This window comes from uncultured Nocardioides sp., from assembly GCF_947489365.1.
GTDB lineage: Bacteria > Actinomycetota > Actinomycetes > Propionibacteriales > Nocardioidaceae > Nocardioides.
The window spans coordinates 284,993-305,869 of record NZ_CANLDB010000003.1 but is presented as its reverse complement, the minus strand read 5'-3'; the positions used below and the strand labels follow the sequence as shown (position 1 = coordinate 305,869).

Genomic DNA, 20,877 nt, shown 5'->3' with positions numbered 1-20,877 from the left:
GCTTCAGCCGGGATCACTAGAGTGACTCGAGTGAAGTTCGTGGCGTCGGTGGTGGCGGGGATCGCGGGACTCGCCGCGGCCGCGTTCCTGTTCGAGGGCATCTACTTCGACGGCCCGCGCCAGGGCATGGCCGAGATCGAGCAGAAGTTCCTGCCGCTGCTGCTGACCGGCCTGATCTTCGGCGTCGTCACCAGCATCGTCGCGCCCGTCGTCCGGCTGGTCGCGCTGCCGCTGGTGATTGTCACCATCGGGCTGTTCCTGCTCGTCATCAACGCCGGGATGCTGGCGCTGACCGCCTGGCTCGCCGGGCAGCTCGGGCTGCCGTTCCACGTGGAGGGCTTCTGGACCGCCGTGGGCGGCGCCATCGTCATCACCCTGGTCACGTGGGCCGTGGAGCCGCTCTTCGAGTCCCGCCGGGTGGCGCGATGAGGCAGGCACCCCCGCCGCGCACGCCCGGGGAGTACGTCGTCGAGACGGTCTGCCTGGGCAACATCTGCCGCTCCCCCACCGCCGCCGTCGTCCTGCGCGACCGCCTGCGGGCCGCCGGCCTCGACGACCGGGTCGAGGTCGTCAGCTCCGGCACCGGCGGGTGGCACGTGGGCCAGGAGATGGACGCCCGCGCCGCCGCCACGCTCCGCGCCGCCGGGTACGACGACGCCGACGTCGCCGCCCACCGGGGCCGGCAGCTCGGCACCGGCCCCGAGGCCGCCCGCGGCGCCGACCTCGTGCTGGCGATGGACGCCGACAACCTCGCCGGGGTCCGGGGCGCCGGCGGGAGCGCGCTCGAGCGGGTGGCCCTGTTCCGCGACTTCGATCCGGCGGAGCCCGGGGCGGACGTCCCGGACCCGTACTACGGTGGCGACGACGGCTTCGAGGAGGTGCTGGCGATGGTGGAACGGACCGCGGACGAGCTGGTCGCCTCCCTCGAGCAGGCCCTCGGGACCGGTCCCACGGCGCCGGAGGACCGCCCCGGAGGGGGCCTGTGACGAGCCGGCCCACCGTGGCCCGTCGCGCCGAGCAGCTGCTGGGCAGCTCCGTGGTCGCGACCGCGCCCGTCGCCGGCGGGGACATCTCGACCGCCACCCGCCTGCGGATGTCCGACGGCACCGTCGCCTTCGTCAAGACGCTGCCGACCCCGCCGCCGGGCTTCTACGCCGCCGAGGCCCGCGGCCTGCGCTGGCTCGCCGAGGCCGAGCCGGCCGGCGGCGCCCCCGTCCCGACCGTGCTCGCCGCCGACGAGGACTGCCTGATCCTGCGCTGGGTGGAGCCCGGGCGGCCCACCGAGACCGCGGCCGCCGACCTGGGCCGGGCCCTGGCCGCCACGCACGACGCCGGCGCCCCGTCGTACGGCGCGGAGGCCGACGGCTGGATCGGCCGCCTGCCGCTGCCCAACGGCGCCGCCCCGACCTGGGCGGAGTTCTATGCCACCCGCCGGGTCCTGCCCTACCTCAAGGTCGCCCGCGACCGCGGCGCCGTCGACGCCGGCCAGGCCGGGCAGGTCGAGCAGCTCGTCGGTCGCTTCACCACGCTGCTGCCCGAGGAGCCGCCGTCGCGGCTGCACGGCGACCTGTGGAGCGGCAACGTGGTGTGGGGCGTCGACGGGGTCGCGCGGCTGATCGACCCGGCGGCGTACGGCGGCCACCGGGAGGCCGACCTGGCGCTGCTGAGCCTCTTCGGGCTGCCGCAGCTGCCGCGCGTGCTCGACGCGTACGCCGAGGCCCACCCGCTCGCGGACGGCTGGGAGGACCGCGTCGGCGTGCACCAGCTGTTCCCGCTGCTGGTGCACGCCGCGATGTTCGGCGGCGGGTACGGCGCCCGCGCGGCCCAGGTCGCCGCCCGCTACCTCTGAGCCCCGGCCCGACACCGCCACGCCCCCACACCTCGCTCTCAGGACGCACTCAGGCCCGGCTGGCACCATGACCGTCGTGGACACGCCCCGGGTTCTGGTCGTCGAGGACGACAAGGCCGTGCGGGAGTCGTTGCGCCGGTCGCTGGAGTTCAACGGCTACGAGGTCGCGGTCGCCGGGGACGGCGCCGAGGCCCTCGCCGGGATCGCCCGGGTGCGGCCGGACGTCGTCCTGATGGACGTGATGATGCCGCGTCTCGGCGGGCTCGAGGCGACCCGGGCGCTGCGCACCGCCGGCAACGACGTCCCCATCCTCGTGCTCACCGCTCGCGACGCCGTCGGCGACCGCGTGGAGGGCCTGGACGCCGGGGCCGACGACTACCTGACGAAGCCGTTCGCGCTCGCCGAGCTGCTGGCCCGCGTCCGGGCGCTCCTGCGGCGCCGGGCCACCCCGGGCGCCGAGGACGACCCCGACGAGACGCTGTCGTTCGCCGACCTCACGATGGACATCGCCAGCCGCGAGGTCCTGCGCGACGGCCGGTCCATCGAGCTGACCCGCACCGAGTTCTCGCTGCTCGAGCTGTTCCTGCGCCGTCCGCGCCGGGTCCTGGAGCGCGCCTTCATCCTCGAGGAGGTCTGGGGCTACGACTTTCCGACCACCGCGAACTCCCTCGAGGTGTACGTCGGCTACCTGCGCCGCAAGACCGAGGCGGAGGGCGAGCCGCGCCTGCTGCACACGGTGCGCGGCGTGGGGTACGTCCTCCGGGAGGCCTGAGTGGCCGCGCTCGGCGGGCCCGTCGGGCCGAGCGGGTTCAGCGGGCTGGTCGCCAAGCGGTGGCACTACCGCCGCTCGCTGGCCAGCCGCGTCACGCTGCTCACCACGATGGCCGTCGGCCTGGCCGTGGCGTTCATGGCGCTCGCCGCGTTCGTGACGGTGCGCGCGCAGATGCAGAGCACGCTCGACGCGAGCCTGCTGGAGCGCGCCGGGAAGGTCAGCGACGGACGCGCCCTCTCCGAGCTGGCCGGCGCGACCGCGCTGCCGCCGTGGGCGCAGGGCGCCTCCGACGTCCGCATCGTGTTCGTGACCACCGACCGGCGGGCCACCCTGACCGACGACCTGGGACCGCTGCCGCTCGGCGGCCCGGAGCTGTCGGTCGCCGACCGGGACTCCTCCAGCTCGGTGCGGACGGTCGTCGATTCCGCGGGCGAGCGGCTGCGGATCGCGGCCGTCCCGGGCGGCCCCGGGGAGGCGGTCGTCGTCGCCTCGAGCCTGGACCCGCAGGAGCAGGTGCTCTCCAAGCTGGCCCTCGTGCTGGGGTTCATCGGCGCCGCCGGCGTCGTCGCCGCCGGGCTGTCGGGCTGGGGCGTCGCCCGCAACGGCCTGCGCCCGGTCCGCAAGCTGACCACCTCGGTCGAGGACATCGCCCGCACCGAGGACCTGCGACCGCTGCCCGTCGAGGGCCACGACGAGATCGCCCGGCTCGCGGCCGCGTTCAACGGGATGCTCGCCTCGCTCGGCGCCTCCCGGGACCGCCAGCGCCGCCTCGTCGCCGACGCCGGTCACGAGCTGCGGACCCCGCTGACCTCGCTGCGGACCAACGTCGACCTGCTCGCCCAGGCCGACGCGGCCGGCGGCCTGCCGCAGCAGGCCCGCGAGGAGCTGCTCGACGACCTCCGCGCCCAGACCGAGGAGCTCACCACCCTCGTCGGCGCGCTGGTCGAGCTGGCCCGTGACGAGCCGCTGCCGCCCGTCGTCGAGACCGTCGACCTGGCCGAGGTGGTCGACCGCGCAGTCGTGCGGGTACGACGCCGCGCGCCCGACGTCCGCTTCGAGGTGTCGCTCGAGCCGTGGCTGGTGCGCGGCGAGTCCGACGGGCTCGAGAAGGCCGCGCTGAACCTGCTCGACAACGCCGCGAAGTGGTCGCCGGCCGGGGGCGTCGTCCACGTGTCGCTGCACGACGGCACCCTGCGGGTGGACGACGAGGGCCCCGGCATCGCGCCCGGCGACCTGCCCCACGTGTTCGAGCGGTTCTGGCGCTCCGAGGAGTCCCGCGCGATGCCCGGCTCCGGACTGGGCCTCGCCATCGTGCGTCAGGTGGTGGACCGCCACTCCGGCTCCACGGTGGCCACCGAGTCGCCCGTCGGCGGGGCACGCCTGGAGATGTCGTTGCCGGGGCAGCCCGGCTGACGGAGGACCGGCCCGACGACCATGGGGTGCCGCCGGGCCGGTCCGGGCCCGGCAACGTCTCCCCCCCGGGTTCGCTGCCGAGCCACCCCGAAGGCTATCGGGCCGTATTTCACATGTGCTGACCAACAAGTGTGAAGATCCCGATCCGTGAGACGGCCCCGGCTGACAGAGTGGACGGGTGGATGGGGACTCCGGCGGACGCGGCACCCGCTTCTCCCATGCGCTCTCCGTCGCCATCGAGGACTCCGGCCTGTCCCTGCAGGGCATCCAGAAGCGGCTGGCCGAGCGCGCCGTCCGGGTGAGCATCGGCGCGCTGAGCTACTGGCGCTCCGGGCAGCGGCGGCCGGAGGGTCCGCTCTCGCGCCAGGCGGTCGACGAGCTGGAGCAGGTGCTCGGCCTCGGCGCCGGGGAGCTGACCCGCTGGCTCGGACCCTCCCGGCGGTCGGGGCCCGTCCGGGAGCGGGCGTCGTACGACGAGCTGCTCGACGTCCCGGCCCTGTCGGGGCCGGTGGCCGACCACCTCGACTCGCTCGGCCTGCTCGACTCCCAGGACCGGGTGGTGGAGGTCAGCGTCCACTCCACCGTCGACGTCGACTGCGACGGCGAGATGGTGCGACAGTCCTCCCGCTTCCTCTTCCGCGCCGTCCGGCCCCGGGTGGCGACGCTCCCTCTCCTGCTGACGAACGACGGCCAGCCGTTCCCCGAGGCACCCCGACTGCTGTCCCTGCGCGGCTGCCGCCTCGGGCGCGAGGTCCTCGACCTGGGCGCCGGTGTCGCCGTGTGGGAGGTCCTGCTCCCCCGGCCGCTCGACGTGGGCGAGACCGTCGTCGTCGAGCACGAGATCGCCCTCCCGCGCCTCGGGGCCGGCCGACAGGCGCCGCGCTACGAGCAGTACCTCGTGCGCCCGGTGCGGGACGTCCTGGTGTGGGTCCGCTTCGACCCCGACTGCCTGCCCTCGTCCGCCGAGGCCTACGAGCGCGAGGCCGGGCACGCCGAGGTGGTCCAGCACGCCGAGGTCGACCCCGGCGGCGGGCTGCACCACACGGCGAGCAGCTTCGGGCCGGGCGCGCTCGGCGTCCGCTGGGAGTGGTGAGGCCACCAGGGTTGCGCTCGGCGGTACTCAGCGTCACTATGTAGTCGGTAGTCAACGACACTGAGTACTGACGACGAGTGAGGTGGCCCCATGGGCAAGCAGATGACGGAGATGCTCAAGGGCGTCCTCGAGGGCGTCGTCCTCGCGGTGCTGGCCGTGCGGCCGGCGTACGGCTACGAGATCACCGCCGCCCTGCGCGACCAGGGGTTCACCGACATCGCGGAGGGCACGGTCTACGCCCTCCTCGTACGGGTCGAGCAGCGCGGTCTCGTCGACGTGGAGAAGGTGCCCTCCGAGAAGGGCCCGCCCCGCAAGGTCTTCACGCTCAACGCCACCGGTCGTGACCACCTCGACGAGTTCTGGAGGACCTGGAGCTTCCTCTCGGACCGACTGACCGAGCTCCGTGAGGAAGGTGAGTGAAATGGGACTGACCGACGCGGTGAGCCGCATGGTCGGCGACAAGCGCCGCTACAAGCAGTACGCCGCCCGCACCCGGGCGCTGCCGGGGGGCTACCCGACGGCGATCGAGGGCCTCGAGCGCTACTTCTACGTCTTCGGTCCCGGGGACGGCGAGCAGCTGCTGCAGATGCTCGACGACCTGGGCGAGCTGTTCGAGCAGAGCGCCGCGGCCGGGACGCCGGTGCGCGAGGTGGTCGGCGACGACCCCGTGGAGTTCGCGGAGGAGTTCCTCCGCAACTACCGCGAGGGCGCGTGGATCGCGAAGGAGCGGAGGCGGCTCGTCGACGCCGTCGACCGCGCCACCGCCGAGGAGCGGTCGTCGTGACCGCGATGATCTCCGTCGAGGGCCTGGAGCGGTCGTTCGGCGACCACGACGTCCTGCGCGGCGTCGACCTGCGGGTCGACCGCGGCTCCATCCACGCCCTGCTCGGGTCGAACGGCGCGGGCAAGACCACGCTGGTGCGCATCCTCGCGACGCTGCTCCCGGCCGACGGCGGCTCGGCCACGGTGGCCGGGCACGACGTGGCCGCGGCCGCGGACGACGTACGCCGCTCGATCAGCCTCACCGGGCAGTACGCCGCGGTGGACGAGGTGCTGACCGGGCGGGAGAACCTCGTCCTGGTGGCGCGGCTGCGCCGCCTGCCGGACCCCCGCGGGCTGGCCGCGGCGCTGCTGGCGCGCTTCTCCCTGACCGACGCCGGCGACCGCGCGGTGTCGACGTACTCGGGCGGCATGCGGCGTCGGCTCGACATCGCGATGAGCCTGGTGGGTGACCCGCCGGTGATCTTCCTCGACGAGCCCACCACCGGGCTCGACCCGCAGGCCCGCATCGAGGTCTGGGACGCCGTCCGCGAGCTCGCCGCGCGGGGGACGACGGTGCTGCTCACCACGCAGTACCTGGAGGAGGCCGAGCAGCTCGCGGACCGCATCGCCGTGCTGCACCGGGGCCGGATCATCGCCGAGGGCACCCTCGGGGAGCTGAAGGCGCTGATGCCGCCGACCGAGGTGCGGATGGTCGAGCACCAGCCGTCGCTCGAGGAGGTCTTCCTCGCGCTCGTCGGCACCCCGACCCCCGACACGGAGGAGAAGGACTCATGAGCACCCTGTTCGTGGACAACACCACCGCCCTGCTGGGGCGCTCGCTGCGCCACGTGACGCGCAGCGTCGACACCGTCATCACCACGACGATCATGCCGATCGCCATGCTCCTGCTGTTCGTCTACGTCTTCGGGGGCGCGATCGACCTGGGGTCCGGCGCCGGGGTGGGGTCGTACGTCGACTACCTGCTGCCGGGGATCCTGCTGATCACGATCGGCTCCGGGGTGGCCTACACGGCGTTCCGGCTGTTCCTCGACGTGAAGGGCGGGATCGTCGAGCGGTTCCGGTCGATGCCGGTGGCACGCACGGCGGTCCTGTGGGCGCACGTGCTGACCTCGCTGGTCGCCAACGCGATCTCGCTGGCGATGGTGGTCGCGGTCGCGCTGCTGATGGGGTTCCGGTCGAGCGCCGGCCCGCTCGCGTGGCTGGGCGTCGTCGGGATCCTGGCGATGTTCACCCTCGCCCTCACCTGGGTCGCGGTGATCGCTGGCCTGCTGGCCTCGACGCCGGACGGCGCGAGCGCGTTCTCCTACCCGATCATCTTCCTGCCGTTCGTGAGCTCGGCGTTCGTGCCGACCGACTCGATGCCGGGCCCCGTCGCATCCTTCGCCGAGCACCAGCCGGTGACCGCGATCGTCGACGCGATCCGGGCGCTGCTGGAGGGCGGCACCGTCGGCGGGGACCTCGGGGTGGCCCTCGCGTGGTGCGTCGGGATCCTCGTCGTGGCGTACGCCGTCGCGACGCGCCTGTTCCGTCGCACGGCGGCCTGACGGCTTCTCGCCTACACCCAGTAGGTGTCGTGGCGGTCCATGAACGCCGCCCGCTCGTCCTCGGTCATCGGCTGGCGGCGGGCGAGGGTCTCGAAGTAGTCCTCGCGCGGGCCGCCGGGGGCGAAGCTCAGCAGCATCGAGGCGTTCCCCCCGCCGCGGAACCCGTGGATCCCGCCCTCGGGCACGTAGAGGTAGTCGCCCGACCGGGCGGTCACCCAGTCGCGGCCGTCGTACAGACGGACCTCGCCGGACAGCACGTAGAAGTGCTCGGAGATCGTCCGGTGGAAGTGCGGGTCGGGGCCGGTCTCGTCCTCGCCGAACGTCCAGCGGTACAGCCCGAACCGGCCCTCGGTCGCGTCGCCCGTGGCGAGGTACTCGCACGACCCACCCCCCGGGTACGTCAGGTCGGGCGCGGTGTCCGACCGTCGCAGCCACGCACTGACCTCGCCGCCCTCCCCGTCGTACGACACGGGTGGGTAGGGCCGGTGCAGCGACACGACCTCAGCCTGCCTGCCGCGCGGCGAGTCCGTCGAGCCTCAGCTCGGTGGACTCGTCGCGGTGGGAGCCCGTCGTCCCGACGTGCTTGTCGCTGATGGTCGGGCCCTTCTTCAGCACGTGCACGAACGGCATCCCGTGCCCCCGTCCGAGGTCGAACTCGGCCTTGAGGAACGCCAACACGTCGGTGGCCTTGGCGTCGGGCCCGAAGCCCTGCGCCTCGATCGCGTCGAGGATCTGCTGCGGCGTGCGCCCGGTCTTCTTCTCGGCGCCGTCGAGATAGGCCTGGAAGGACATCGTTGCTCCTGGGGTTCGTGGGATCTGCAGTCACCGACCCTCCCCCACCCCGGAACTCATCGGCCACCACTCACCGGAGGTCGAGGTGCTTCGAGCCCCCGCCCTCACCGGAGGTCGAGGTGCTCCGAGCCCTGGCGAGGAGCCACGAGACCCCCGCACCCGTACGACGACAGCACGAGATTCAGCCGGTCGAGCAGCCCGCGAGCGCAGCGAGCGCGCGTCGTCGAGACCCAGACCTCCCGGGAGGTCAGACCCCCTCGACCCCGAGCAGCACCACGTGCGCGGCGAAGAACACCAACGCCGCGGCCAGCAGCCGCCGGCTCGTACGACGCGCAGTGGGGTCCGGCCGCACCTCGCCGCGCTCGGACCGGCGCGACGACCGGTACGCCACGGCCATCGCGGCGAGCAGGAACGCGTTCGCCAGCAGCAGCGTCGCGACCCTCATCTCGCCACCGTAGCCACGACGAGGTGGAGCATTGCTGCTCCTGACGAACAGCAGCCCTCCACCTCAGTCCACCCGGCGGCGTCGAATTCGGCAGGGAAGGGTTCAGGCGACCGGTTCTGGGTGATGATGTGGCGCATGAGCGACCAGCAGCGTCCGCCGCAGCCCCAGCAGCCCGGCCAGCAGCCCGGGCAGGGGTGGCAGGCCCCGCAGCAGTCCCCGCAGCAGCCGCCGCAGTACGGCGGGCAGCAGCCCGGCCAGTACGCCGGTCGCCGCATCCAGCAGCCCGCTCAGCTGCCGGGTCAGGCGCCCGGTCAGGTCCAGCAGACCGCCCGCTACCCGCAGCAGGGCTTCCCGCCCCAGCAGCCTCCTCAGCAGGCGCAGCAGCAGTGGGGCGCTCCCCCGCAGCCGCCTACGGGCCACCGCTCGGACTCGTCCTCCAAGTCCGGTCGCGGCAAGGGCATCGGCGCGGGCCTGCTCGCCGGGGCGCTGGTGCTCGGCCTCCTGGGCGGCGTCGGGGGCGCGGCGGCGTGGGACGCGTTCAGCACGGACGGCGGCGACGTCGCCGAGGACATCGTCAGCGGCGGCAGCGTCGACGCCGACGAGGTCGACCTGTCCGACGTGAACCCGGTCGACATCGTGACCGTCAACCAGGTCTCCAGCGAGGTCCTGCCGACCGTCGTGAAGATCGACGCCCGCGACGGTGACGGCGGCGGGGGCAGCGGCTCGGGGATCATCCTCACCTCCGACGGCGAGATCCTCACCAACGACCACGTCATCGCCTCGGCCGCCGGGGACGGCGGCTCACTGACGATCTCCTTCGACGACGGCACCCTCGCCCCCGCCGAGATCATCGGCACCGACCCCAAGACGGACACGGCGCTGATCAAGGCCGAGGGCGTCTCGGACCTGCCGACGATCGACGTGGGTTCCTCCGACGCCACCGAGGTCGGTCAGGCGGTCGTGGCCGTCGGGTCGCCGTACGGCCTGCAGTCCACGGTCACCGCCGGCATCGTGTCGGCGCTGCGACGCCCGATCGTCATCCCGTCGGTGGAGGACCCCGACGAGGTCAGCGTGTACGGCGCCATCCAGACCGACGCCGCCATCAACCCCGGCAACTCCGGCGGCGCGCTGGTGAACATGGGCGGCGAGCTGATCGGCATCAACTCCTCGATCGAGCTGGCCCGCAGCAGCGAGGGCGCCGGCGGCGACCTCGGCAGCATCGGCATCGGCTACGCGATCCCCATCGACGACGTGAAGGACATCGTCGCCGAGATGCGCGCCGGCGAGACCCCCACCCACGCCCGCCTCGGCGTCGCCACCAACGACGAGCTCACCGAGGAGGACGTCCCCGCCGGCGCCCTCGTCGGGACGGTCGAGTCCGGCCTGGCCGCCGACGAGGCCGGCATGGAGGAAGGCGACGTCATCACCCGCCTCGCGGACATCCCGATCACGAGCTCCAACGGCCTCATCGCCGCGGTGTACGCGTTCCGTCCAGGCGAGACCGCCGACGTCGTGGTCGACCGGGACGGCGAGCAGCAGACGCTGTCCGTGACGTTCGGGTCGGACGCGGAATAACGCGAGAGTGCTTGCACTCATTAGGCCAGATGCGGGTGGAGTTCAACAAGATCGCGACACGGCTATAGGTCGAACCGGCGTGGTTCCGCTCCGGCAGCGCTCAACGGCGCAACTTAGGTCACTCGCTCGCGTAGGCTTTTCTCGAAGTCCTTCAGTTCGGGGCAGCCTGAGGCGATGGACGCCCAGCCTGCGGACAGACTCTCCTTGATAAGCCTGGTGCGGCCCTTCCCGGGTGCCTTCGCATCCGCGTCTGTTGTCTGCGGATCAAAGAAGCGCTCTTTCGGATCGCGCTCTGCTCGCACCGCCGACCAAGAAACTCCTAGCAGCGAACGCACACCCCAGACCGCCCACACTTCGAGCTCCTGGACCGCAACTACCACCTCAATTTTATCTCTCGGCTCCCCCTCTCCACAGCGTTGCAATAACTTGGACTTGCGAGCTTTCGCAGCGGCATCGGTCCCGTCACTACCGTCAGCATCAACCATCACGACCACTAGATCATTGATTGCGGCGTACCGACGACTAATCGCGGGCAATTGACCTTCAAGGTCCGAGATCCCGTTAAGTCGGGGATCCGTGATGACACGAACGATAGCCCGGGGCTTGCCTACGGCAGCGAGCGCAGCTGCAACTATCGGCTTGACGACATACTGGTCCAGAGTGTGGTCTTCACAGACCACCGCTACCCGGTAACTCATGTCTCAGCATCCGCCGCGAATTGCAACCAGCCTTCTTCCTGAAGGTCGCCGAGCGTGCGGTCCTTGAGACCCTCTCTCAGAGCAGGAATCTTGGAGATCGCTATCGGCTTGGAAGCCATCTCGTCGGGGTCCCACCCAAAGATCACCGAATCGTCGATTGTGCGAGGAGATGCGAAGTCTAACAATGTCGGAGAGTGCGTTGATGCAATAACCTGCAACTGGCCATCCGACGCCTCGGTCGTTTGCTCCAACATCTGGACAAGCAGCGATAGACGCGCAGGGCTTATCCCATTCTCAAGTTCCTCTACCACCAATGTATGGCGGCCCGAGGATCCAACCGCAGCCAGGGCGAGGGCAGCGAAACGGAGCGTACCGTCGGACAGCGAGGGTGCTGCGATCTCCTTTTGCATTTCGGCTTCCCGAATCGCAAAGATGGCCTCACCGGTGGGCGCTTGAACCGTAGTCACTGAATCGATCGGCACTGGAGAAAGTTCATTGAGCCAAGCGTTTATCGCTGCCAAACTCTCCCGCGCTGCCCGCTTACCCGTTTGCGTTACTATCGCCTCCTCGCCCTGATCGTTTGTTCGTCGAACCAGAACTCGCCGAGTAGCGTCGTTCACCAGCTGCCAGACAACTGCAGCGAAATTTTCGCCGTGCTCGCCAAGATCGGTCCGCCCCAGGGGCGAATACTGACGAAGTACTTCTGGCCGAAGTTCAAGTAAGCCGATCGATGCGAATTCGGCTCGAACCAGATGGGCGGCTTCCTCATTAACGCGACTTTCCGCTCGTCGGCTCACAAACTGCGAGAGGATAAAATCGTACGGCGAGAAGTCCCGCCTCGGGTTGATCCCTCGAGTGGCTTTGTGAAATCGAGCGACAACGACTGGGGATTCCGGATCCTGTTCAATTGCGCCCGTTTCGGGTTGCGTGCTGTACACGTACGTTCCAGGATGCTCTGTTGCTCTCAACTCTTCCTGAACAACCCGGTAGCGCTCAGCATCGACGCGTACGTAGTACGTGAGTGTTTGACCATCGACCCAAACGCGCGCCCGTATCGAGAACTCACGACTGTCTGACATAAAGTTCGATACAGCCGCGCCGCCCCCACGAACACCGCTCACAATGCTGGACACAAGAGAAGGAGAAGCATGTCCCTCTATGGCGTCTCGGACTGACCTCCCGTCCCCCACAGCTTTGAGAAAGCGAAGCGCGTCAAACAGGTTTGATTTTCCCGCACCATTAGCACCGAGGATCATCGTCATTCGACCAAAGTCAACCCGCGCCGAACGTAAGGTCTTGAAGTTGTCTACTTCGATCGAGAGAATCATGCGCTCTCCGGCTTGAGACAGTAGTTGTTCTCGGAAAGTGAATCGTGACGACAGTGGTCGCGTAGTGGACTGTAGTAGTCGAGCGGCCTTGGTGGTCTGCCTCAGCCCGAACGGTTGCGCCTACTGACCACGCGCCGAGTGCGTCGAGGTGCCCGTCCAAGGTCGGATACAGCAACCGTCACCGCCGAGTCGCGGCGGTCCGCTGTTCGTTGGAACAACGGATGCCCCCCGTAGCAATGCCTAACTTGGCTGGTGCCGTCATGGGCTCGACTCGATCCCTTGTGTCTCGCGAGGCGACTGGCTTGTTGACACCCGGGCCCTCGGCAATCGCGGCCGGTGCGGTCGACTGCCTCGATGCGGTCGCGTCGGGACTACGTCGACCTCCGCGATCGTTAGCCGAGTTATGCAGGTTGAAGTGTGGTCCGACGTCGTGTGTCCCTGGTGCTTTGTCGGCAAGCGCCGACTCGAGGCCGCGATGGCGGGATTCGAGCACCGCGAGGACGTCGAGGTCGTCTTCCGCTCGTTCGAGCTCGACCCGACCGCGCCGCAGCACGGGCACGAGCTGACGGCGGTGTCGCTGGCGCGCAAGCTCGGCCGCACCGAGGACGAGACGCGCGACATGCAGCAGCAGCTCATCGACCTCGCCGCCGGCGACGGGCTCGAGATGCGGCTGCACGAGACCGTCCACACCAACACCGTCGATGCGCACCGGTTGTTGCACCTCGCACTCGCCACGGGTGGGCCCGCGCTGCAGCGTCAGCTCGCCGAGTCGCTGTTCGCGGCGTACTTCACGCGCGCCGAGGACATCGGCGACCACGGGGTCCTTGCCACCGCCGCCGTCGGGGTGGGTCTGGACGCCGAGCGGGTCGCCGCCGTCCTCGGCGCCGACGAGTACGCCGACGCGGTGGCCGCGGACGTCGCGCAGGCGCGGGCGTACGGTGCCAGCGGGGTGCCGTTCTTCGTCGTCGACCAGAAGTACGGCGTCTCCGGCGCACAGCCGGTCGAGGTGTTCAGCCAGCTGCTCGAGCGGGCGTGGAGCGAGAGCCGGCCGACGCTGCAGACCGTCGGTGGCGACGCGGACGGGGCCTGCGGTCCCGACGGGTGCGCGATCTAGCCGACCTTGGGGGCGGGGCGTCGTACGACGTGGTCGGCTGACTGTCGGTGGTCTCGACGACGCGCGCTCGCCGAGGGCTCGCGTGCTGCTCGACCAACGTGGGTCGGGCTCGCGTGCTGCTCGACCAACGTGGGTAGGGCTCGCGTGCTGCTCGACCAGCATGGGTCGGGCCCGCGTGCTGCTCGACCAGCATGGGTCGGGCTCGCGTGCTGCTCGACCAGCATGGGTGGGGCCGCGTGCTGCTCGACCAACGTGGGTCGGGCTCGCGTGCTGCTCGACCAGCATGGGTCGGGCTCGCGTGCTGCTCGACCAACATGGGTCGGGCTACTCGGAGGCAGCCGGCGCCAGCGGCACGGCGACCGCGACGGTCGTGCCGACATCCGGAGCGGACTCCAGGGTCACCTCCCCGCCGTGCTGATCAGCGATCCCCTGCACGATGCTGAGGCCGAGCCCGGTCCCCTGGATCGCGCGCTCCCCCGCGGCCGTCGTCCGGAAGAAGCGTGTGAACACGGAGGCCTGGTCCTCGGGGGCGATGCCCATGCCGGTGTCGGCGACGGTGACGACGCCGCGGACGTCCGGCGCAGCCCCCGACCGGGACACAGTCACCGTGACCGTGCCGCCGTCGGGCGTGAACTTGATGGCGTTGCTCCACAGGTTGACGACCGCCCGCTCGAGCGTCCTGGCCTCCCCGCGGACGACGACCGGCCCGTCGGGCAGGCGGACGTCGACCTCGAGCCGGCGTTGGGCGAGCAGCCGGGACACCGCCTCGTGCGCCGACCGGACGACGTCGCGCAGGTCGACGTCCACCAGGACCGCCGCCGCGGTGCCGGACTCGGACGCCGAGAGGGTGAGCAGGTCCTCGACGAGCTCGCGGAGCCGCACGCCGTTCCGCTCGATGCGTTCCACGGCGTCCACCTGGCTCGCGGTCAGCTCCCCGAACGTCCCGGACGAGAGCAGCTCGGAGAACCCCGTGATGCTGGTGATGGGAGTCCGGAGCTCGTGGCTCACGGTGGAGATGAGCTCCTGCTTGACCAGGTCGGCCTGGCGCAGCGAGTCGACCGACGCCCGCTCGCGCTCGAACGCCGCCTCCAGGGCGGTCTCGGCGCGGAGGCGCTCGGTGATGTCCTCGCCGCTGGCGATGTAGCCGACCACGTCGCCACCCGGCTCGGTGATCTCGCTGAGGTGGAGCGAGAGCATCCGGGTCCGGCCGTCGGAGCGGGTCACCTCCCAGTCGCGGCGGGAGTCGCTCGCGACCTGCGCCCGCGCGGTCGCGCCGTACAGCGCCTCGGGGTCCTCCCCGACCACCCCGAACCACTCCGCCTGCCGCTGCACCTCGGCGTCCGAGTACAGGTGGTCCGAGGTCCGGCCGATCAGCTCCTGCGCGGAGTAGCCGAGGGCCTGCTCCGCGCCCGTGTTGCAGTGCGTGATGACGCCTTCGCGGTCGGAGGCGAGGAAGACGGTGCCGGTCGCCGAGTCCAGCATGCGGTTCACGGTGGTCGCGGCCCGTGTCGCCTGACCGCTGACCACGAGCAGCCGGCGCACCGTGAGCGCCAGCGGGGGCAGCAGGTAGCAGACCGAGGCGATGTAGAGGTGGACGACCAGGGCGGACATGTCCGCGTTGCCGATGTCCCCGAACGGGCCCCTGCCCGCGTACGTCGCGGCGAGGACCATCAGCGAGATGACCAGCACCTGGAGGTAGGTCTCCAGGGCCTGCGCGCGGAGCGCCGCCCAGCCGAGGATCGGGAAGAGCATGAAGCCCAGGGGCGCGGCGGGCGCCGGGAGGAAGACCGCGGCGGTGACCACCGCGAGCAGCAGCCGCTGGCCCCACAGCTCCGAGCCGCGCCAGGTGATCCCCCCGGAGCGGCTCAGGAAGACCGGCAGCACCACGAGCTGCGAGGTGGTCGCCGCCAGGACCACGGTCAGTCCGACCAGGGCGAGCCGACCGGGTCCGAACGATCCCGCCATCGCCAGGGCGACGACCGCCAGCACCCCGCACAGCAGGCCCGCCAGGGCGGTCACCCCGTGGTAGGCGTCGACCTCGTTGTCGCTGAACCGTCGGAACGCCGGACCTCCGGGCCGCAGACCCGTCGCCGCCAGCAGCGCCGGGGCGGTGACGACCACGCTGGCCAGCAGTCCTCCCCACCACGGGACGACGCCGCTGAGGGCCAGGGACCCGCCGACCGCCGCCGTCTGCACGGCGAGGAGCACTCCGCGCCACTCGCGGCCGGCGACCACGTGCATCGCCGCCGCGACACCGACCGCCGGCCAGGCCGCGTACGGCGCGGCGTCCCCGCCGTCGCTCGTCCCGAGGGCCGCCAGGACGACGGACGCGACCAGCACGACGCCGAGCGCCGCACAGACCCACGCTTTCTTCTCACCTGCCCCGAGATCCATCGCGCCCGACAATAGGTCGGGCACGACGGAGTCGGGAGCGAACGGCGACTAGAAGTCGATGCGGCCGTCCCGGTTGTGGAACTCACCCGTCGGTCCGTCGGCGCCGAGCTGCGCGAGGGCGACGGTCGCGTCGGTCCCCTCGGTGATGGTCTGGTGGCCGCTGTGGCCGTTGAAGTCCGTGGCCGTATAGCCGGGGTCGGAGGCGTTCACCCGCATCTGGGGCAGGTTCTTGGCGTACTGCACCGTCAGCGCCACGAGCGCGGCCTTCGACGCGGCGTACGGGACGGCCTTCACCGGGAACTCGTCGTGCGAGGGGTCGGTCAGCCAACGCGGCCACCCGACGCCGGAGGCGACGTTGACGATCACGGGGTTCTCGGAGCGGCGCAGCAGCGGCAGCGCGGCCTGGGTGACGCGGACGACGCCGACGACGTTCGTGTCGAGGACGGCGGTGATGGCGTCGGCGTCCAGGTCGTCGACGCCGTACGACGTGCCGAGCACGCCGGCGTTGTTGACGAGGACGTCGAGCGCGGGCAGCTCGGCGATCGCGGAGGCGACGGACTGCTCGTCGCCGACGTCCAGCCGGACGACGTGCGCGCCCAGCTCGCGGGCGTCGTCGCCGGTCGCGGGGTCGCGCATGCCGGCGTACACGGTGTGGCCGGCGTCGATGAGCCGGCGGGCGGTCTCGAGACCGAGGCTGCGGTTCGCCCCGGTGATCAGTGTGGTGGTCATGTGCTCCAGCGTGGGGGCCGCGGCGCGGCGGAGGGTAGGCACCGCTGGTACCACCCGGATCGACGCCGGCCGGAGCATGCTGGAGGGGTGGAGGAGTTCGCGCAGGTGCTGCGGTCGTGGCGTGACCGGCTGACGCCGCAGGAGGTGGGGCTGCCGCCGGGTCCCGTACGCCGGGCGCCCGGGCTGCGGCGTGAGGAGCTCGCGGGGCTGGCCGGGGTGAGCGTCGAGTACCTGGTGCGGCTCGAGCAGGGCCGCGCCCGGAACCCGTCGCCGTCGGTGCTGGCGTCGCTGGCGCGGGCGCTGCGCCTCACCGACGCCGAGCGCGACCACCTCTACCGGGTCGCGGGCAGCGCCCCGCCCACCGACGGCACCGTCTCGGCGCACGTCGCGCCGGGCGTGCAGCGGGTGGTGGACCGGCTCGGCGACGTCCCGGTCGGCGTCTTCTCCGCCGCGTGGGACCTGCTGTGGTGGAACCCGCTGTGGGCCGCCCTCACCGGCGACCCGTCCACGGAGCCGCCGGCCGAGCGCAACGTCGCGCTCAAGCACTTCCTCGACGCTCCCACCGGCATCGTCTTCGACGCCGCGCACGGCGAGGAGTTCGCCGACGACCTCGCCGCCGACCTCCGCGACGCCGTCGGCCGCTACCCCGACGACCCCCGCCTGCGGGAGCTCGTGGCGCGGCTGCGGCGGGAGTCACCGTCCTTTGAGCGTCGCTGGGGCGAGGCCCACGTCGCGCGCCACCGGTCGAGCCGCAAGACCGCGACCGCCACGCCGGTGGGGCCGATCGAGATCGACTGCGACGTCCTCACCGCCCCGGGCGGCGACCTGCGGATCGTGGTCTACACCGTCGCGCCCGGCTCGGAGGCCGCCTCGCGGATGGACTTGCTGCGGGTCACCGGGACCCAGGCGCTCACGCCCCGGTAGCGACCCGCACGAACGACGCCAGGTCCCGCGACCGACTCTGGGGCGGCCAGGCCAGCAGCGTCGTCACGGGCGGCGCCCCGAGCAGCGGTACGGCGGCCACGCCCTCGCCCGCCTGCGCGGCGGCGGAGACCGGGGCGACGAGGTAGGTCCGGCCGAGCGCGATGAGCTGGAGCAGCTGGGTGACGTCGTGGACCTCCGGGCCCGGCCCGTCGGCGTACCGGCCCTCGCGGTCGGGCCAGCGCGGCGCGGGCAGCCCGACCAGCGCCTCCAGCTCGGAGGCGTGCACGGCGTCGCGCCCGGTGAGCGGGTGGCCGGCCTGCACGAGCACCGCCGGGTCCTCGACGGTCAGCACCTCGGTGTCGAAGCCGGCGACGTCGTCCCACGGTGCGTGCAGGATCGCCACGTCGGCGCGACCGTCGCGCAGCGCCTGCTCCTGCAGGCCCGGCCCCACGAGCATCACGTCGACGCCCACGGCGTCCGGTTCCGCGGCGTACTGGTCGAGCAGCTTGGCCACCAGCTCGTTCGCGGCGCCCGCCTTGGAGACGAGGACCAGTCCCGCCCCTCCCGTCGGGGCCTCCGCGGCCCGGCGGGTACGACGCTCGGCCGCGGCCACCGCGTCGAGGGCGGTCCGCGCCTCGGCGAGCAGGACCTCCCCGGCGCCGGTGAGCGCCACCGAGCGACTGGTGCGCTCGAGCAACCGGGCGCCCAGGCGACGCTCGAGCTGACCGATGGCCCGCGACAGAGGCGGCTGGGCGATGCCGAGCCGCTCGGCGGCCCGCCCGAAGTGCAGCTCCTCGGCGACGGCGACGAAGTACCGCAGCTCGCGTGTCTCCACCGGCTCCACCCTCCTCGGCTGACGCCCGCGATCGATACCTCCAGGGTATGGGCTTCCACCCAAGCGGTGTTGGAGTCCGGCGTCCAGCGACGAACGCTGGAGGCATGACAGAGACACAGACCTTCCAGGGCAGGACCGCGCTCGTCTCGGGCGCCAACAAGGGCATCGGCCTCGAGATCGCCCGCGGGCTCGGTCGACGCGGCTTCACCGTCGGCGTCGGCTCCCGGGACGCCGAGCGCGGCGCCGCGGCCGTCGCCGACCTCGCGGCCGAGGGCCTCGACGTGTTCGCGGTGCCGCTCGACGTCAGCGACGACGACAGCGTGGCCGCCGCGGCCGCGCTGCTCACCGAGCGCGGCGGGCTCGACGTCCTCGTCAACAACGCGGGCATCACCGGCTCGATGCCGCAGGAGCCGACGGTGGTGGAGCTCGACAACCTCCGCACGGTCCTGGAGACCAACGTCTTCGGCGTCCTCCGGCTCACCAACGCGGTGCTGCCGCTGCTGCGCCGCGCGCCGTCCCCGCGGATCGTCAACGTCTCCAGCGGCGTCGGCTCCCTGACCCGCCAGGCCGCGGCGGCCGTCGACGGTCAGGCCGGGCCGGTCGCGGCGGCGTACTCGCCGTCCAAGACGTTCCTCAACGCGGTGATGCTCCAGTACGTCCGGGAGCTCGCCGGCAGCGGCATCCTCATCAACGCGGCGTGCCCCGGCTACGTCGCCACCGACCTCAACGGCTTCCAGGGTCACCGCACCCCCGAGCAGGGCGCGGCGACCCCGATCCGGCTCGCGACGCTGCCGGACGACGGCCCGACGGGCGGGTTCTTCGAGGACGCGGGCGTCGTCCCCTGGTGAGCGTCCGCACCCCACGGCCCGGCGCCGCCGCCGTTGTCGGTGGCGGCACCTAGGGTCGAGGTGTGATCACCCGATGAGCAAGGAATCCGCGCAGCGCGCCGTGCGCGACGCCCGCAACGCCGAGCGCCTGGCCAACGGCAGCCGGGGCATCCCCGCCCGCCGGTTCGGCCAGCCCGCCGCCCCGCCCGCGCGCCCCTCCGCGCCGCGCGGCACCCGGCCCCCGGTCGCTCCGCCCGCGGAGCCGGCCAAGACCGCGGCTCCGGCCGAGGCCGCTGCGACGCCGGCGGCCGAGGCCGAGACCGAGGAGCTGTGCGGCCACAAGTCCATGAACGGCCGCACCTGCACCCGTGAGAAGGGGCACTCGGCGAAGAACCACCGCTACAGCTGAGTGGCGCGCCACACCTGTGGGTCTAGGGAACGAGGGTGCCGGGGCCGAGGAGGGTCATCACCCAGCCGAGCATGACGACGACGAGCACCAGTGCGAGGGCGACCAGCGCGACCTGGCGAGTCCGGCTCATGACGACAGGCTAGTCGCCCGGAACGGCCGCGGGGGCGTCCGACGGCGCCACCTCAGAACGCGTAGCGGACCCGGCACCCCGGCAGCTCCTCGTCGATCATCGCGACGAGGCGGTCGGTCCAGACGCGCTTCCACCGGGCCCGGTAGCGGACGTTCTCCTGGCCCGAGTGGCTCGTCTTGGCCTCTTGGAGGTCGGGACGCCACAGCAGGTCCTCGCCGCGGGGGTGCCAACCGAGGTTGACCTCGTGGAGGCCGGCGTTGTGGGTGAGGAAGATGACCTCGCAGGCCAGCTGTCGCCTCGCCCGCTCGCCGACGCCGTCCGCGACCTGGCGCAGCAGCTCGCGCCACTCCGCCTCCCAGGTCTCGTGGACGACGACGGGGCTGAAGTTGAGCTGCACCTCGTAGCCGGCCTCGACGAAGTCGTCGATCGCGGCGATGCGCTCGGCGACCGGTGAGGTGCGCAGGTCGAGCAGCTTCGCCGTCCGCTCGGGCATGAGGGAGAAGCGGATGCGGGTGCCCCCGCGGGGGTCCCACTCGAGCAGGTCTCGGTTGACGTGCTTGGTCGCGAAGCTCGCCTTCGCCCCCGGAAGGTCCCCGAACAGGTCGACGAGGTCGCGGACGTTGTCGCTGACCATGGCGTCGACCGAGCAGTCGCCGTTCTCGCCGATGTCGTAGACCCAGTCGACGGGGTCGCACTGGTTCGGCTCCGGCTTCGGACCCAGGCGCTTCACGTGGCGGGCGAGGTACCCGGTGATCCTCTCGATGTTGACGAAGACGGTGATGGGGTTGGCGTAGCCCTTGCGCCGCGGGACGTAGCAGTAGCCACACGCCATCGCGCAGCCGTTGGACGTCGACGGCGCGATCCAGTCCGCCGACCGCCCGTTCTCCCGGGCCTGGAGGGACTTCTTCTCCCCCAGCACGAGCACCTGCCGCTTGTTGCGCACCCAGTCGCGGACGCCGCCCGGGTTGCCGTGCAGCTCGGGGATGTTCTGGTGCGAGGCCACCTCGATCCGCTCCGCGTCGGGGTAGCGCGCCAGCACCTCCCGCCCGCGCTGCCAGTCCTCGACGCCGGGCTCGACGTACAGGCGGCGGATGTCGAGGAGGCTCACGACGACCATGGTTCCCCGGGCGGGGGGAGGGCTACTCACGGCCACCGACCACGGATCGTGCGGGATCGGTGCTCGCCGGTGGCACCGATCCCGCACGAACTGTGTCCCGGCCCGA

The 20,877-nt window shown here is 71.8% G+C and carries 24 protein-coding genes; 15 read left to right on the top strand and 9 right to left on the bottom strand.

The genetic code is table 11. From position 1 onward, the window contains the following. Window positions 1-30: 30 nt before the first annotated feature. The 10 genes from Q0858_RS10575 to Q0858_RS10530 all read left to right on the top strand — a co-directional run bounded on the left by Q0858_RS10575 (window position 31) and on the right by Q0858_RS10530 (window position 7,454). Window positions 31-429 carry a phage holin family protein gene (locus Q0858_RS10575; RefSeq protein ID WP_299053723.1) on the top strand — a complete coding sequence of 133 codons (399 nt, stop codon included), beginning with the start codon at window positions 31-33 and terminating at the stop codon, window positions 427-429. Beyond that, a complete protein-coding gene (locus Q0858_RS10570; protein WP_299053720.1) occupies window positions 426-986 on the top strand; it encodes a low molecular weight protein-tyrosine-phosphatase in 561 nt (186 codons plus the stop codon). Before Q0858_RS10575 ends, Q0858_RS10570 begins: the two co-directional genes overlap by 4 nt. Beyond that, entirely contained in the window at window positions 983-1,849 is an 867-nt protein-coding gene (locus Q0858_RS10565) for a fructosamine kinase family protein (protein ID WP_299053716.1), read from the top strand. Before Q0858_RS10570 ends, Q0858_RS10565 begins: the two co-directional genes overlap by 4 nt. 67 nt (window positions 1,850-1,916) lie before the next feature. Continuing rightward, window positions 1,917-2,621, top strand: a complete 705-nt coding sequence (locus Q0858_RS10560) for a response regulator transcription factor (RefSeq protein WP_299053713.1) — start codon at window positions 1,917-1,919, stop codon at window positions 2,619-2,621. Then, window positions 2,622-4,034, top strand: a complete 1,413-nt coding sequence (locus tag Q0858_RS10555) for a HAMP domain-containing sensor histidine kinase (protein WP_299053710.1) — start codon at window positions 2,622-2,624, stop codon at window positions 4,032-4,034. It abuts the gene before it with no gap. Between the two features lie 178 nt (window positions 4,035-4,212). Continuing rightward, the gene (locus Q0858_RS10550; RefSeq protein WP_299053707.1) at window positions 4,213-5,127 is read left to right on the top strand and encodes a hypothetical protein; all 915 of its coding nucleotides are present in this window, start codon (window positions 4,213-4,215) and stop codon (window positions 5,125-5,127) included. 90 nt (window positions 5,128-5,217) lie between these two features. Further along, window positions 5,218-5,547: a PadR family transcriptional regulator gene (locus Q0858_RS10545; RefSeq protein WP_299053705.1), complete on the top strand. Its 330-nt coding sequence runs from the start codon at window positions 5,218-5,220 to the stop codon at window positions 5,545-5,547. Window position 5,548: 1 nt separating this feature from the next. Continuing rightward, complete coding sequence (locus Q0858_RS10540; protein WP_299053703.1) at window positions 5,549-5,911, top strand: DUF1048 domain-containing protein; 363 nt, start codon at window positions 5,549-5,551, stop codon at window positions 5,909-5,911. 5 nt (window positions 5,912-5,916) lie between these two features. Further along, the gene (locus tag Q0858_RS10535) at window positions 5,917-6,684 is read left to right on the top strand and encodes an ATP-binding cassette domain-containing protein (RefSeq protein ID WP_299054539.1); all 768 of its coding nucleotides are present in this window, start codon (window positions 5,917-5,919) and stop codon (window positions 6,682-6,684) included. Further along, the gene (locus tag Q0858_RS10530; RefSeq protein ID WP_299053700.1) at window positions 6,681-7,454 is read left to right on the top strand and encodes an ABC transporter permease; all 774 of its coding nucleotides are present in this window, start codon (window positions 6,681-6,683) and stop codon (window positions 7,452-7,454) included. The genes Q0858_RS10535 and Q0858_RS10530 overlap by 4 nt, the downstream gene beginning before the upstream one ends. 11 nt (window positions 7,455-7,465) lie before the next feature. On the opposite strand, the gene Q0858_RS10525 is transcribed toward Q0858_RS10530, so the two are convergent. From Q0858_RS10525 to Q0858_RS10515, 3 genes are all read right to left on the bottom strand, one after another. Beyond that, window positions 7,466-7,951 carry a cupin domain-containing protein gene (locus Q0858_RS10525; RefSeq protein WP_299053698.1) on the bottom strand — a complete coding sequence of 162 codons (486 nt, stop codon included), beginning with the start codon at window positions 7,949-7,951 and terminating at the stop codon, window positions 7,466-7,468. 4 nt (window positions 7,952-7,955) lie between these two features. Continuing rightward, window positions 7,956-8,246, bottom strand: a complete 291-nt coding sequence (locus Q0858_RS10520) for a DUF4287 domain-containing protein (RefSeq protein WP_299053696.1) — start codon at window positions 8,244-8,246, stop codon at window positions 7,956-7,958. Window positions 8,247-8,493: 247 nt separating this feature from the next. Beyond that, a complete protein-coding gene (locus Q0858_RS10515) occupies window positions 8,494-8,691 on the bottom strand; it encodes a hypothetical protein (RefSeq protein ID WP_299053693.1) in 198 nt (65 codons plus the stop codon). A 135-nt stretch (window positions 8,692-8,826) separates the two neighbouring features. Here Q0858_RS10515 and Q0858_RS10510 point away from each other — a divergent pair, with 135 nt between their 5' ends. Continuing rightward, a complete protein-coding gene (locus Q0858_RS10510; RefSeq protein ID WP_299053692.1) occupies window positions 8,827-10,266 on the top strand; it encodes a trypsin-like peptidase domain-containing protein in 1,440 nt (479 codons plus the stop codon). Window positions 10,267-10,379: 113 nt separating this feature from the next. Here the strand turns inward: Q0858_RS10510 and Q0858_RS10505 are convergent, their stop codons facing one another. Continuing rightward, on the bottom strand, window positions 10,380-10,964 hold the full coding sequence (locus Q0858_RS10505) for a hypothetical protein (RefSeq protein ID WP_299053689.1): 585 nt from the start codon (window positions 10,962-10,964) through the stop codon (window positions 10,380-10,382). Continuing rightward, window positions 10,961-12,292, bottom strand: a complete 1,332-nt coding sequence (locus tag Q0858_RS10500) for an ATP-binding protein (RefSeq protein ID WP_299053686.1) — start codon at window positions 12,290-12,292, stop codon at window positions 10,961-10,963. Before Q0858_RS10500 ends, Q0858_RS10505 begins: the two co-directional genes overlap by 4 nt. Window positions 12,293-12,695: 403 nt before the next feature. Here Q0858_RS10500 and Q0858_RS10495 point away from each other — a divergent pair, with 403 nt between their 5' ends. Further along, complete coding sequence (locus tag Q0858_RS10495; RefSeq protein WP_299053684.1) at window positions 12,696-13,406, top strand: DsbA family oxidoreductase; 711 nt, start codon at window positions 12,696-12,698, stop codon at window positions 13,404-13,406. A gap of 324 nt (window positions 13,407-13,730) precedes the next feature. On the opposite strand, the gene Q0858_RS10490 is transcribed toward Q0858_RS10495, so the two are convergent. Next, a complete protein-coding gene (locus tag Q0858_RS10490) occupies window positions 13,731-15,800 on the bottom strand; it encodes an ATP-binding protein (protein ID WP_299053681.1) in 2,070 nt (689 codons plus the stop codon). Between the two features lie 48 nt (window positions 15,801-15,848). Continuing rightward, window positions 15,849-16,529 (bottom strand): SDR family NAD(P)-dependent oxidoreductase, encoded by a 681-nt coding sequence (locus Q0858_RS10485; RefSeq protein WP_299053679.1) that lies wholly within the window; start codon window positions 16,527-16,529, stop codon window positions 15,849-15,851. 87 nt (window positions 16,530-16,616) lie between these two features. On the opposite strand from Q0858_RS10485, the gene Q0858_RS10480 reads away from it, so the two are divergent. After that, window positions 16,617-17,453: a helix-turn-helix transcriptional regulator gene (locus tag Q0858_RS10480; RefSeq protein ID WP_299053677.1), complete on the top strand. Its 837-nt coding sequence runs from the start codon at window positions 16,617-16,619 to the stop codon at window positions 17,451-17,453. Here Q0858_RS10480 and Q0858_RS10475 read toward each other — a convergent pair. Further along, the gene (locus Q0858_RS10475; RefSeq protein ID WP_299053675.1) at window positions 17,440-18,288 is read right to left on the bottom strand and encodes a LysR family transcriptional regulator; all 849 of its coding nucleotides are present in this window, start codon (window positions 18,286-18,288) and stop codon (window positions 17,440-17,442) included. The two genes, Q0858_RS10480 and Q0858_RS10475, sit on opposite strands and share 14 nt — an antisense overlap. A 104-nt stretch (window positions 18,289-18,392) precedes the next feature. On the opposite strand from Q0858_RS10475, the gene Q0858_RS10470 reads away from it, so the two are divergent. Both Q0858_RS10470 and Q0858_RS10465 read left to right on the top strand, forming a co-directional pair. Beyond that, window positions 18,393-19,136, top strand: a complete 744-nt coding sequence (locus Q0858_RS10470) for an SDR family NAD(P)-dependent oxidoreductase (protein ID WP_299053673.1) — start codon at window positions 18,393-18,395, stop codon at window positions 19,134-19,136. A gap of 73 nt (window positions 19,137-19,209) precedes the next feature. Beyond that, window positions 19,210-19,524 (top strand): hypothetical protein, encoded by a 315-nt coding sequence (locus tag Q0858_RS10465; RefSeq protein WP_299053670.1) that lies wholly within the window; start codon window positions 19,210-19,212, stop codon window positions 19,522-19,524. A gap of 182 nt (window positions 19,525-19,706) precedes the next feature. Here Q0858_RS10465 and Q0858_RS10460 read toward each other — a convergent pair whose 3' ends face one another. Then, the gene (locus Q0858_RS10460; RefSeq protein WP_299053668.1) at window positions 19,707-20,762 is read right to left on the bottom strand and encodes a spore photoproduct lyase family protein; all 1,056 of its coding nucleotides are present in this window, start codon (window positions 20,760-20,762) and stop codon (window positions 19,707-19,709) included. Between the last annotated feature and the right edge of the window lie 115 nt (window positions 20,763-20,877).